Genomic DNA, 13,012 nt, shown 5'->3' on the forward strand with positions numbered 1-13,012 from the left:
AATAAAAAAGGCGGCCCGAAGGCCGCCCAGTCGCTGGGAAATCTGCCTACCTATCAGGGCTTCGGCATCCAGGCCGGCATGGCGACGTCGGCATGGGCGAACTGCGGCAGCTTGGAGCCGAGCTCTTCCATATTCTTGATGTCCTTTTCCATCAGATCCTTCTGGGTAATCAGCGTCGGCGGAACGATGACGTTGTGGCCCGGATCTTCCCCGGCAAGCAGCATGGCGAGCGCGCGCACCGAAACCTGACCGACAACGGCCGGATTGGTGGCGGCCGTTGCTGCCCAGGCGCTGTCGGGCTCGCGCATGGCGGCGATGTCGGAGGTTGAGATATCCGCCGAGTAGATCTTGACGCTGGTGGAGAGACCGGCTTCGTCGACGGCGATCTTCACGCCCTTGGCGAATTCGTCATAGGGCGCGAACATGACGGTGATATCGGGATTGGCCGTAATGACCGAACGGGCCTGGTTGGCGACGGAATTGGCGATCGGATTGTCCATCGTGCCGAACTGGGCAGCTTCGTTGATGCCCGGATATTTCGCCTTGAATTCCTTCCAGGTCTCGTCGCGGCGATCGAGCGGGGCAATACCGGCGACATAGACATAGCCGGCCTTGAAGCTTTCGCCATTGTCCTTGATCGCTTGCTCGAGGGCGAGACGGGCAAGGTCCCGGTCGGACTGCTCGACCTGCGGGATCTTGTCGTTCTCGACATTGACGTCGAAGGCGACGACCTTGATGCCGGCATCGACGGCGCGCTGGGCGGCATCCTTCATGGATTCCGTCAGGCCATGCTGGATGATGATGCCCTGGACGCCGAGCGCGATCGCCTGGTCGACCATGTCGGCCTGCAGGGCGGCGTCCTGGCGGCTGTCGAGCACGCGCAGATCGACGCCGAGGGCCTTGGCCTGAGCTTCGACGCCCGAGAGATAGGACTGGAAGAAGTCGCCGGTCGAGAGATAGCGGACAAGGGCGATCTTGACGTCGCCGGGCTTGTCGAACGGGGCCGGCATGTCGGCGGCGAAGGAAACGCCACCGAGCGCCGAAGCGCCGATGAGGCCGAGGGTCAGTTTTCCGAGAGTTCTGCGCGTGATCGTCATTTGGGCTCCTCCACTAGACGTTCGTGTTCAACAGATTTTCAGGCTTGGCCGAAGGTCCTATCGCCGCCTTTGCGAGAGGGCGAAGGTAAAGACGAGGGCAATGACAAGGACGACGCCCTTGACGAAGTCCTGGGTATAATAGGGGGCATTCATCATCGTCAGGCCCTGCAGGAGGACACCGACGAACAGGGCGCCGATCGCCGTGCCGAAGGCATTCGGCTTGGCGGCGCCGAGAACGGCAAATCCGATCAGCGCGGCGGCGACGGCATCGAGCAGCAGATTGTTGCCGGACGCGATGTCGCCGCGCCCGAGGCGCGCGGCAAGCAGGATGCCGCCGATCGAGGCGAAGACGCCGGAGATGACATAGGCGCTGATCTTGTAGGCATTGACCGGCGCACCGGCGAGCTGGGCCGCGCGCTCATTGGAACCGACGGCATACATCATCCGGCCGAAGCGGGTGTATTCGAGGAAGAACCAGATGGCGATGGCAAGCACGATCAGCACCACGACCGAGACCGGCAAAAGGTTCGGCAGGAAAAGATCGAAGCGATGGCGGCCGAGCGCCAGGAAGGCCGGCGAGAAGGTGCCGTCGGCAACCGTGCCGTCCGGCATGGTCATGCCCGTCGCGATCGAGCGGCCTTCCGTGGGGATGCGCTGCAGGCCGACGAGCAGGAACATCATGCCGAGCGTGGCGAGCAGGTCCGGTACGCGCATATAGACGATCAGGAAGCCGTTGATCAGGCCGACGACCATGCCGATCAGGATGCAGACGAGCGTGGCGGTGAGCGCATCGCCGCCCATCACGACCATGACATAGGACGAGGCCATCATCGCCGTCGTCGCGACCGAGCCGATCGACAGGTCGAAGCCGCCAACCACCAGCGTCGCGGTGACGCCGAGTGCCAGGATACCGGTGATCGATACCGACTGCAGGATGAAGACCGCGCTTTGCGGCGAAGCGAAACCGTCGGCAGAAAGACAGAAGAACAGGACGAGGCCGAGCAGAAGCACCAGGAAACCGTATTTGATCGCCAGCTCGCGTGTCGTCAACCGACGTGCCGGTGGCGCCGCGGCATGGCCGGCGGTGGCGATCGAGGTCTTTGTCTGTTCAATGCTCATTCAACCAACCATTTGATGTTGACCGGCGATTTCGGCCAGAAGCGTATCGACATTGATATCGGCGTTACGATGCTCGCCGACGATCGTGTGTTCCGACATGACGAGAATGCGATCGGCGATTTCGAAAGCCTCGTCGAGTTCGGTCAGGAAGACCAGGGTCGCCCGGCCGGCGGCCGAGGCCCGGAGCTTGCCGGCGATATCGCGCCGCGCCGAGATATCGACCCCCTGGAAGGGTTCATCGAGGATCAGCACGCGCGAAGCCTGCGTCAGCCAGCGGCCGACCATCACCTTCTGCTGATTGCCGCCCGACAGCGTATGCATCTCGTCGCGTTCGCTGCGGCAGACGACACCGAGCCCTTCGATCTGCGAGCGCGCAAGATCGCGTTCGCTGCGGCGATTGGTGATGCCGAAATTCGAGATCCGCTTCAGGAAGGGCAGGCTGATATTCTCGTAGATATTGAAGCCGGGCACGATGCCGTTTGCGCCGCGATCCTTGGCGACGAGGAACACGCCGCGCTCGATCGCCTGGCGGGTCGTCTTCGGGGCAAAAGCCCGACCGTCGAGGGTGATAGTGCCACTGGCCGGGGCGCGCGCGCCAAACAGGGTTTCAGCCAGTACGCTCTTGCCGACGCCGACAAGCCCCGTCACCGCCACCACCTCGCCATCGCCCAGCGTCAGCGAGAACGGCCTGGATGCGGGCGTGAGCTTCAGGTTGACAGCGCTCAGCACCGGAGCCGTCGCCGTCTGCACGGAGACATGACCGGCGCTCATCGTCTTGCCCAGCATGGCGTTGACGGCACCTTCGTAATCCAGCGCCGGCCCTTCGAAGACGCCGGTAATGCGGCCATCGCGCAGGCTGACGATGGTATCGGCGAGCCGGCGGATATCCGACATGCGGTGCGATATATAAAGAATGGCGACGCCGCGGGCGCGCAGTCGCTCGACCACTTCAAACAGCCGTTCGGCCTCGGTGCTCGACAGGGACGAGGTGGGCTCGTCGAGGATCAGCACCTTGGGCTCGTGCGCCATCGCACGGGCGATCGCCACCATCTGGCGGTCGGCGAGCGAAAGATCATTGATGCGCGCGCCGAAATCGATCGAAAGGCCCATGCGGTCAGCAACCGCTTTCGCCTCGCGACGGACGCGGCGCGGATTGAAGAACAGCGGTGCGCCCTTGCCGCTCAGACGGTCGAGCGTCAGATTGGTTGCCACGTCCAGATCGGCAGCGACGCCGTCATTGATGTTCTGGTGCACGGTGACCACGCCGGCACGGATGGCGTCCGCAGGCGAAGAGGGAGAAAAGGGCTTTCCGGCAAGCATAATGCGCCCCGCGTCACGGTCATAGACACCGCTGACGATACGGACGAGCGTGGATTTGCCGGCGCCATTGGCGCCCATCAGAACGGTGACGGCTCCGGCGCGCAAGTCCAGATCGACGCCATCCAGAACCTGGATCGGACCAAATGACTTGCGCAGATCCTCGATACGGAAAACCGCCTCTTGCACCATATGCTCCTCCCTCGACGATCATGCTAGGACGGCGGATCGTCAAATGTCAAGCCCATTGACATTTGACAGAATGCTGGCTTACGAAAAGGATGACAAGGGTGGTGGTGCCAGCATTTGCCGCTGTCCAGACGGGAGGAAAACACCATGACGACCGCATTCGAAGCCCTGAATGCCGAGACGCTTCCTGTGCGCCTGGGCCGCACCACGGCCCTTCTGGAACGTATCGGCGCCGACACATCCGCCTGGAAAATCCGCGAGGTGGGCGATGGCAATCTCAACCTGGTGTTCATCGTCGAGGGAACGAGGGGAAGCGTCGTCGTCAAGCAGGCCCTGCCCTATGTCAGGCTGGTCGGCGAAAGCTGGCCGCTGCCGCTGAAGCGCTCCTATTTCGAATATAACGCCCTGGTGCGCCAAGAGGAGCGGGATCCGGGCATGGTGCCGGAAATCCTGCATTTCGATCGTGAACAGGCAATCATCGTCATGGAGTTCCTGTCACCGCATATCATTCTGCGCAAGGCGCTGATCGAGGGCCAGCAATTGCCGCGGATCGCCCAGGATCTCGGCCTTTTCGTCGCCCGCACATTGTTTCGCGGCTCCGACCTGTCGATGGAAGCGCGCAAGCGCAAGGAAGACCTCGCCCTGTTCTCCGACAATGTCGAGCTCTGCGACATCACGGAAAACCTGGTCTTCTCGGACCCCTATTTCGAAGCCAAGCTCAACCGGCACACGACGCCGCAGCTCGACGGCATCGTCGAGGAACTGCGCGCCGACCGCGACCTGAAGGTGGAGGCCCAGCGCCTGAAACATCTTTTCACCGCCAAGGCCGAAACCCTGCTGCACGGCGATCTTCACACCGGCTCGGTCATGGTCACGCCGGGCGAAACCAGGGTCATCGACCCCGAGTTCGCCTTCTATGGACCGATGGCCTTCGATGTGGGCATGCTGCTTGCCAATTTCTGGATGAGCTATTTTTCGCAGGCCGGCCACGAGACCGACGGCGACCGCGCCGGCATGCGCGACTATCTTCTCGATGTCGTCATCGACATCTGGGATGTTTTCCGCGACGAGTTTTCCAGGCTCTGGCACACGGAGCGCACCGGCATTCTCTACCAGCGGGCGCTGTTCGAGGATCGCGGCGACGCGCTCGGATCGGCGCAGGCGCTGGACGAGGTTCTGCAGTCGATCTGGACGGACATGCTCGGCTTTGCCGGTGTCGAGATGCACCGGCGCATTCTTGGCCTCGCCCATAACGCCGATTTCGAAACGATCGAAGATGCCGACCTGCGCGCCCGTTGCGAAACCAAGGCCCTCAAGCTCGGCCGCCACTTGGCCGTCAACCGGCGCAAGATCCACAGTATCGCGGATATCAACGCGCTCGCCGAACGGCTCGAAAAGGAGATAGTCGCTTGAAAGTCGGAGACCGCCACTACCACACGATCTGGCTGAACGAGGACGGCCGCTCGGTCGACATCATCGACCAGCGCTGGCTGCCGCATGAATTCCGCGTCGTCACCCTGAAAACCGTCGAGGATGTCGAGATCGCGATCCGCGACATGTGGATTCGCGGCGCGCCGTTGATCGGCGTGACCGCCGCCTATGGCGTGGCGATCGCCATGCTGTCGGATGCCAGCGACGAAGCGCTCGACAAGGTCTGGGACGTGCTGCACGAAACCCGCCCCACCGCCATCAACCTGCGCTGGGCGCTGGATGCGATGCGGGCGCATCTGCGCAAGTTGCCGGTTGCCGAGCGCATCGAGGCTGCCTACCGGAAAGCGGCCGAGATCGCCAAGGAAGACATTGCGCTCAACCGCTCGATCGGCGCCGCCGGCCTCGAGGTCATCCGCGAGATCGCAGCCCGCAAGAAGCCGGGCGAGCCGGTCAATATCCTCACCCATTGCAACGCCGGATGGCTGGCGACCGTCGATTACGGCACGGCCACCGCGCCGATCTATATGGCGGTCGAGGACGGCATCAAGGTGCATGTCTATGTCGATGAGACACGACCGCGCAACCAGGGCGCCCAACTCACCGCCTGGGAAATGAACGGCCATGGCGTGCCGCATACGCTGATCGTCGACAATGCCGGCGGCCATCTGATGCAGCATGGCGATATCGACATGGTGATCGTCGGCACCGACCGCACGACGGCCAATGGCGATGTCTGCAACAAGATCGGCACCTATCTGAAGGCGCTCGCCGCCAAGGACAATGACGTGCCCTTCTATGTCGCCCTGCCCTCGCCGACCATCGACTGGACCGTGCATGACGGCGTCAGGGAAATCCCGATCGAGGAGCGCAACAGCGACGAAGTGACCTTCGTGCAGGGCCGCAATGCCGATGGCACCATTTCGACGGTGCGCGTTTCGCCGGAAGGAAGCCCCGCCGCCAATCCGGCCTTCGACGTGACGCCTGCCCGGCTGATCACCGGCCTGATCACCGAGCGCGGTATCGCCAAGGCCTCGCCGCAAGGTCTGAAAGACATGTTCCCGGAACGGAGCTGAGCCCATGCCCCTCTCGAACCAGCAGAAGACGGAAGACGTCGCCGCCGGCATTCGCAAGCGCGTCTTTCTACACACGATGCGCAACAATGGCGGCTATCTCAGCCAGGCCTGTTCGGCCGCCGAAAGTCTTGCCTTCCTCTACAACGAAGCGCTGAAGCTCGGCGAACCGACACTGCCGAAAGTACCGCTGCCCTTTGCCGGCGTGCCTTCCTCCGATAATCCGGATGCCTTTACCGGCGCCGGCTATCACGGTTCCTTCGCGCCGGACTATGACCGCCTCATCATATCGCCGGCGCATTACGCACTGGTGATCTATTCGGCGCTGATCCAGATGGGCCGCATGGATGAGCATGCGCTTGACCATTTCAACGTGGACGGCGGCTCGGTCGAAATGATCGGCGCCGAGCACAGCCCCGGCATGGAGGTGACCACCGGCTCGCTGGCGCAGGGCCTTTCCATGGCCTCCGGCCTTGCCTGGGCACGCAAGAAGAAGGGCGAAGCCGGCAAGGTCTGGGTCTATATGTCCGATGGCGAGTTCCAGGAGGGCCAGACCTGGGAATGCCTGGCGGCGATGAGCCACCACCAGATCGATAACATCCGCGTCGTCGTCGACGTCAATCGCCAGCAATGCGACGGCGCCATGTCCTCTGTGCTCGATCTCGGAGACCTGGCGGCCCGCGTTTCGGCCTTCGGCGTCACCTGCCGCTCGATCGACGGCCACGACCTCGATGCCTTCCGCAAGGCCGCAGGCAGCGCCGAGCCCGGCAAGCCGCTGATCATCCTTGCCAATACCTCGCCCTACCAGGGCATGGAGTTCCTGAAGCGGCGCTTTCCGCGCCTGCACTATGTCCGCTTCAAATCCGCCGAGGAACGCCAGGAAATGCAGACCGCCATCGCCGCCGAGCTTGGCGTCGACGAAGCCGAAATCGCGAGGGCCTGACCATGGTCGAAATCGTCAACCGTCCCTATGCCAAGGCCTTCGAGACTTTCGCGACAGCCCGCCCCGAAGTGCTCTGCCTTTCCGCCGACCTCACTTCGTCCTGCGAGGTCGATGGTTTCCGCGACCGGCATCCCGATCAGTTCCTGTCGCTCGGCATGGCCGAGCAGAACATGCTTTCCTTCGCCGGCGGCCTTGCCATGCAGGGGTTCCGGCCTTTCCTCCACACCTTCTCGGTCTTCCTCTACCGTCGCCCCTATGACCAGCTGATCAACTCGATCGCCTATTCCAATCGCAAGGTCCGGCTGATGGGCTTCCTGCCGGGCATCACCACGCCGGGCGGCATCACCCATCAGGCGATCGAGGATATTTCGGTGATGCGCGCCATCCCCAACATGACGATCCTCGAATGCGGCGATGCCACCGAAGTCGAGACCGTGCTCGAGGTTGCCGACAGCATCGACGGCCCGGTCTATGCCCGCGTGCTGCGCGGCGAGGTGCCCAGGCTTTTCTCCACCCCCTTCGAATTCAACAGGCTGAGGACGCTGAGTGAAGGCGACGACGTTCTCGTCGTCACCTCAGGCGTCTGCACCGAGGAAGCCCTACGGGCCGCCGAGCCCTTGAAGGCCCGCGGCATCGGCATCCACCATTTGCATGCCTCGACATTAAAACCCTTCGACCGCGACGGCCTCATCCGGGCCGCACGCGGCAAGAAGGGCGTCGTGACCCTGGAGAACCACACGATCAACGGCGGTCTCGGCTCGCTGGTGGCGGAAATCCTCGCCGAAGAAGGTCTCGGCGTAAAGCTGCGCCGCCTTGGATTGCAGGACACTTTCGCGCATGGCGCCTCCAAGCCCTATCTCATGAAAAAATACAGGCTCGATGCCAGCGCGCTTATCTTTGCCATCGGCGACCTGCTCGGCAAGGTGATCGACATTGCCGATGGCGAACTGGACGCTGTGCGTCTCGATACCGTGCATTCGGCGCAGAAGGCCGAGGCGCTCTGATGGGACGCTTCTCGGTCACCTACTGGCTCGGCGCCGCGGACGAGCCGGAGGCCCGCACCCGGGCGCTCGATATCGCGCTCGAACAGACGGTCGAAATCCCCCGCGATACCGTTCCCGCCGGTTATGTCGAGGACGAAATCCTCGGCAGGCTGGAGAAAATTGAGCCGGCCGGGACCGAACGCGGCGGCTTCCTCGCCGAGATTTCCTACAGCGATGACGACATGGGCGGCGATTTCCTGCAGTTGCTCAACATCGTCTTCGGCAATTCCTCGATCAAGGCGAATATCCGCGTTGAGGACATCCGCCTGTCCGAAGGCATTCTCAGCCTCTGCGCCGGCCCGCGCTTCGGCCTGCCCGGCCTTCGCGAGCGCACCGGCGTCGATAATGGCCCGATCCTGATGTCGGCGATCAAGCCGGTCGGGCTATCCGCCAGCGAACTGGGCAGGCTCGCCCATGATTTTGCCCTTGGCGGCATGGATCTGGTCAAGGACGATCACGGGCTTGTCGATCAGCGCACGGCACCCTTTTCCGACCGGCTGAAGGCCTGCGTCGATGGCGTGAACGAGGCGAATGCGAGGACCGGCGGGCGCGCCGCCTATGTGCCAAACATCACCGGCCCGGCGATGCAGATCTTCGATCGCGCCTGGATGGCCAAGGAACAGGGAGCCGGCGGCGTCATGGTGGCACCGGCACTCGCCGGCTATGACGTGACGCGGGCACTGGCCGCCGATCCGGAATTCGGCCTGCCGATCGTCTCGCACCCGACCTTCAGCGGCGCAAACATGATCACGCCGACGACCGGCTTCTCGCACCGTTTCTATTTCGGCCTGCTGCAGCGCCTGATGGGCGTCGATGCGGTGGTCTATCCGAACTTCGGCGGTCGTTTCGGCTTCACGCTCAAGGAATGCCAGTCGATCGTGGAGGGATGCCAGATGGAATTCGGCGGCTACAAGCCGATCGTGCCGGCACCGGGCGGCGGCATGACCTTCGAGCGCGTGCCGGAAATGCGCGCCGCTTACGGCGACCGCGTCATGTATCTCGTCGGCGGCGCGCTGATCCGCGAAAAGGCCAATCTGGTCGAGGCCAGCAAGCGGCTCGTGGCCGCAGTGCGCGGCGACGCCTGACGCTCGCAATTCGTGTTCTCGCAAAGCGGACCGCGGGGCCCGTTCATTTCAGCGGAAAACCCATCTTCCTGACGATGGATTTCAGCCTGTCGCGGCCGGACAAATGGCTTGCCCCGCTTACCCGCCTGCCCGAATGTTCCGACCAGGCAGGGCGCTTCATCTGCTGGCTGGCATAGAATGTCTCCATGAGCGCATCATAATCATCGATGCGGCCTGAGGCATGGTCCGGGGAATAGGTTTCCCGGAACAGAACGGCATCCTGCGGAAGCCTCGGCTTGATGGATGCCGGGCGGGCTTCGTCGGGATAGCCGACGCACATACCGAAAACCGCAAAGACGCCTTTTGGCAGGGCGAGCAGGCGGGCGACCTCCAGGGGATTATCCCGCATTCCGCCGATATAGACGACGCCGAGCCCCATCGCCTCTGCCGCCACAGCCGCGTTTTGCGCCGCCAGCGCCGCATCGATGCAGCCGATCAGGAACAGCTCGAAATAATCGAGACCGTCTGACGCTATCTCCCGTTTCGCGCAAACAGAACGCAGGCGGGCGAGATCGGCGAGCCAGACGAGTTGCAGGGGCGCCTCGACGATTGCCCGCTGATTGCCGGCCAGCGCCGAAAGGGCGGCCTTTCTGGTCGCATCCGCAACCGCGACAACGCTCCATGTCTGGAGATTGGACGATGTCGATGCCGATTGCGCGGCCGCAATCATCGTTTCCAGCGCAAGCTCCGGTAGCGGCCTGTCGGAATAGGCACGAACCGAACGGTGCGACAACAGGGTGCGTAGGACGGCATCCCCGATGACATGAGGCGCGTCCCTACCGCCATAGCGCTCCTCGAGCAGGTCCTTGAACGCAGCCGCCTTTTCAGCACCCGTGACCCGAGCGATGGTGGAATTTCCGGTCATAGTCTGCCTTCTCCCGGCCGCCCGCTTTCGTCCATCTTCGCCGCGCGACATACCTACCGGCTGGGGGAAAAGGGTCAATCACAAAAAGCGGGATGTATGATGCGAGAATCGCATCCAACGCGACACGGGGAACCGCCCCGTAAACGCGTACCGGAGGGGATAAGCGCCCGCTTATTTGCGCTAGCGCAAATTCCGCGCAACAATTTGCGTGCAAGAAGAGACTGGCGACAGCCGGCATGTGTCGCCGCTTCCGGCGATACGGCCGCTGCGCTCATGCGTGCGGACATGCCTGCGATCGCCCCCTACCGAATGGAGATGACGATGCCCCATGACAAGAGCGAGAACCACGCGGCCCCGGCCGGTGCCAAAGACCCCACCAGTGAACCAACGCTGCTGCCCATGCTGATCGCCGGCCTGGTGCTGGTCGTCATCGGCGCGGTTGTTATCATGGCCTTCGTCTGAAACCGGAACTTTGACGGCCGGATTTTCCTTCAAAAGTAACGGCGGACAACGGTTCCCTCGCCTGCTGGAGGCCGGCTCACCCGTCCAGCTGCAGGAAAAGCGACGAATATCCGCCGGCCGGATAGGTCGCGCGCACCGGGCGGGTGCCGTCAAGCAGCGTAAAGGGCCCGATGCCTCCAAGAAATTCATCGAGAACGACCCGCAACTGCATTCTCACCAGCGCCGCGCCCGGACAGACATGGATGCCGGCGCCGTAGAGCAGGTTTTGCGACTGGTCGCGGTCGGGGCGAAACTGATCGGCCTCCTCGATCACCGCCGCGTCGCGGTTTGCCGAAGCCCAGTCACCGTCATCCTTTCCCCCTCACTGATCCCACACTCCCCGATGGTCACGGATCGCGCGGCCCTGCGCCGGTTGGCGATCAGCGGCCCGTCGAGACGGAGAATCTCGTCTATCGCTTGCGGCAGGCGCGCCCTGTCACGGCGCAGCAGCGATTGAACCTCCTGGTGCTCCGCAAGAAAGCGGACGATGATCCCGACGCAGGCGGCAATCGTGCCCAGCTCTCCCACCGTCCAGTTGCGCAGGATGCTGACGATCTGCCCGTGTTCAAGCCGCTTTCCATACACCTCCTGTCGCACAAGGCTGGTGGTGATATCATCAGGCGCGGCCGCCCCGGCCTCTTCCCGCCAGTCGAGCTGCGAGCGGATATGGCCATCGAATTCCAGCGCGATGGAGGCCATGGCCTCGGTGTCACGGGCGAGCGTCGCCTCGCGGTTCTTTCGCACCCATTGCCGCAATGGCTCGTGCAAGGATTGGGGCCAGCCCAGAAAGGCGCATTGAATCCGCACGGCATAAGGTTCGGCAAATTCCGTCATGAGGTCGCATGAAGGATTTTCCTTCAGCGAAGCAACCAGATCGCGCGCAATGTCCCGGCATGCGGGCTCGACGCTATCGACCCGCTCTTTGGTAAAGTAAGGCTCGATCATCCGCCGGTAGCCGGTATGTTCAGGCGGATCCATCCCGTTGGGAACGGATATGTGCCGGGAAACGACGTTGCTGAACGTGTCGTGGTCGTTCAGGACCCGCAGGATATCGGCATGCCGGAACAGCGACCAGCCGAGATAGTCGCTATAGGCCACGGGGCATGTTTCGCGCATATGATCATAGGCAAGGATCTGGTCGGACTGGACCTGCGGGTCGCGGGGGTCCCAATCGGGGCAAGGCGCATCGGACAGCGTGTCCTGCCTGCAGTGTCTTCCAGTTGCCGAACTCATGCGCCTTTGCCTCCATTGGTCGGCCGCCATTAGTGCAGCAGTTGGAGGCCCGCTCTTTGTCCCCACGCAAAGAACGGGCGGCGATTTGTTCGGCTATCGGGCATCCTGTGGCAGGGTGCACAGGGCGTAGAATTCCCGCGCCGCCGCACTCAGGCTTCGCTCCTTGTGCCGCAGCAACGTGAATTCGCGCGGCGGCAGCGCGATGTCGAGCACCGCCAATTGTCCGTTTTCGATAAAGGGAGCGGCCGCGACCTTGGAAACCGCCGTCACGCAATTTCCCGTCAGGACCGCCGAAAGCACCGCCTCGTTCGAGGGGAGAACCATGGCCACGTCCAGTGTGTCCGGTTCCACCGAAAGCCCCCGCAAGGCGCGCTCGAACATGGCCCGCGTGCCGGACCCCGGCTCGCGCACCACCCATCGGAGCGTTGCAAGGGCCTCGACGGCAGGACCCGTTCGGGACTGGGCTGGCAGCAGGTCCGGCACGCCGACAATGACCAGATTGTCCCGGGCAATCACCTTGGCCGCAAGCGCCGGCTCATCGACAAGGCCCTCGATCAGGCCAAGTTCCGCGCTCCGCTCCAGCACGCTCCTGATGACGCCGGCCGTGTTGCTGGTCGCGACTTCCACGACGATCCCCGGAAAATCCCTGGCATAGTGCATCAGTTTCGGCGGTAGCCAGTAATTGGAAATCGTCTGACTGGCGCTGAGCTCCAGTCGCCCGGTGCGCAAGCCTCCCAATTCGCTCAAGACGTCTTCCGCCGCCCTGATCCTGGCCATCGTTGCCTTGGCCTCCCGCAGGAACGCCTCTCCCTGGCGGGTCAATTCGATGCCGCGGCCGATGCGGTCGAACAATTGTACCTTGTAGAAGGATTCAAGCGAACGGATCGAGGCGCTCACCGCCGATGGCGTGAGCCCGAGGGCAGCGGCCGCCTGTGTCAGATGCTCCCGCTCGGCAACCGCGATGAAGGCTTTCAGCTGATCGAATGTCATTCTCCAATCATGCAATAAAAACGCATGAAACGTCAATAAATGTGCGATGGAACTGCACCTAGAGGGCGAATATCCTCAAGAAGGAATCAA

General features: G+C 63.0%; 11 protein-coding genes and 1 pseudogene. 6 read left to right on the forward strand and 6 right to left on the reverse strand.

The window, feature by feature from the left end; all coding sequences use genetic code 11:
- Window positions 1–53: 53 nt before the first annotated feature.
- The 3 genes from ASD31_RS18365 to ASD31_RS18375 are packed head-to-tail and all read right to left on the reverse strand — an operon-like array spanning window position 54 to window position 3,725.
- Entirely contained in the window at window positions 54–1,097 is a 1,044-nt protein-coding gene (locus tag ASD31_RS18365; RefSeq protein ID WP_056337048.1) for a substrate-binding domain-containing protein, read from the reverse strand.
- Between the two features lie 57 nt (window positions 1,098–1,154).
- Window positions 1,155–2,216, reverse strand: a complete 1,062-nt coding sequence (locus tag ASD31_RS18370; RefSeq protein WP_156392708.1) for an ABC transporter permease — start codon at window positions 2,214–2,216, stop codon at window positions 1,155–1,157.
- On the reverse strand, window positions 2,217–3,725 hold the full coding sequence (locus ASD31_RS18375; RefSeq protein WP_056337051.1) for a sugar ABC transporter ATP-binding protein: 1,509 nt from the start codon (window positions 3,723–3,725) through the stop codon (window positions 2,217–2,219).
- A 144-nt stretch (window positions 3,726–3,869) separates the two neighbouring features.
- On the opposite strand from ASD31_RS18375, the gene mtnK reads away from it, so the two are divergent.
- Genes mtnK through ASD31_RS18400 form a run of 5 tightly spaced genes read left to right on the forward strand, consistent with a single transcriptional unit; the run spans window position 3,870 to window position 9,294 of the window.
- Window positions 3,870–5,135, forward strand: a complete 1,266-nt coding sequence (gene mtnK, locus ASD31_RS18380; protein ID WP_056337054.1) for an S-methyl-5-thioribose kinase — start codon at window positions 3,870–3,872, stop codon at window positions 5,133–5,135.
- Complete coding sequence (mtnA, locus tag ASD31_RS18385) at window positions 5,132–6,226, forward strand: S-methyl-5-thioribose-1-phosphate isomerase (RefSeq protein ID WP_056337057.1); 1,095 nt, start codon at window positions 5,132–5,134, stop codon at window positions 6,224–6,226. Before mtnK ends, mtnA begins: the two co-directional genes overlap by 4 nt.
- Window positions 6,227–6,230: 4 nt before the next feature.
- On the forward strand, window positions 6,231–7,166 hold the full coding sequence (locus tag ASD31_RS18390; protein ID WP_056337060.1) for a transketolase: 936 nt from the start codon (window positions 6,231–6,233) through the stop codon (window positions 7,164–7,166).
- Window positions 7,167–7,168: 2 nt separating this feature from the next.
- Window positions 7,169–8,170 (forward strand): transketolase family protein, encoded by a 1,002-nt coding sequence (locus ASD31_RS18395; protein ID WP_056337063.1) that lies wholly within the window; start codon window positions 7,169–7,171, stop codon window positions 8,168–8,170.
- Window positions 8,170–9,294: a RuBisCO large subunit C-terminal-like domain-containing protein gene (locus tag ASD31_RS18400; protein ID WP_056337065.1), complete on the forward strand. Its 1,125-nt coding sequence runs from the start codon at window positions 8,170–8,172 to the stop codon at window positions 9,292–9,294. The genes ASD31_RS18395 and ASD31_RS18400 overlap by 1 nt, the downstream gene beginning before the upstream one ends.
- 43 nt (window positions 9,295–9,337) lie before the next feature.
- Here ASD31_RS18400 and ASD31_RS18405 read toward each other — a convergent pair whose 3' ends face one another.
- Window positions 9,338–10,198: a nitroreductase family protein gene (locus ASD31_RS18405; RefSeq protein ID WP_056337069.1), complete on the reverse strand. Its 861-nt coding sequence runs from the start codon at window positions 10,196–10,198 to the stop codon at window positions 9,338–9,340.
- Window positions 10,199–10,519: 321 nt separating this feature from the next.
- Here ASD31_RS18405 and ASD31_RS26050 point away from each other — a divergent pair, with 321 nt between their 5' ends.
- Window positions 10,520–10,660 carry a hypothetical protein gene (locus tag ASD31_RS26050; RefSeq protein ID WP_156392710.1) on the forward strand — a complete coding sequence of 47 codons (141 nt, stop codon included), beginning with the start codon at window positions 10,520–10,522 and terminating at the stop codon, window positions 10,658–10,660.
- A 76-nt stretch (window positions 10,661–10,736) separates the two neighbouring features.
- On the opposite strand, the pseudogene ASD31_RS18410 reads toward ASD31_RS26050, so the two are convergent.
- Window positions 10,737–11,932 (reverse strand): annotated as a pseudogene (locus tag ASD31_RS18410) (cytochrome P450).
- A gap of 93 nt (window positions 11,933–12,025) precedes the next feature.
- Window positions 12,026–12,922 (reverse strand): LysR substrate-binding domain-containing protein, encoded by an 897-nt coding sequence (locus ASD31_RS18415; RefSeq protein ID WP_056337072.1) that lies wholly within the window; start codon window positions 12,920–12,922, stop codon window positions 12,026–12,028.
- Window positions 12,923–13,012 lie beyond the last annotated feature (90 nt).

This window comes from Rhizobium sp. Root482, from assembly GCF_001426565.1.
GTDB lineage: Bacteria > Pseudomonadota > Alphaproteobacteria > Rhizobiales > Rhizobiaceae > Pararhizobium.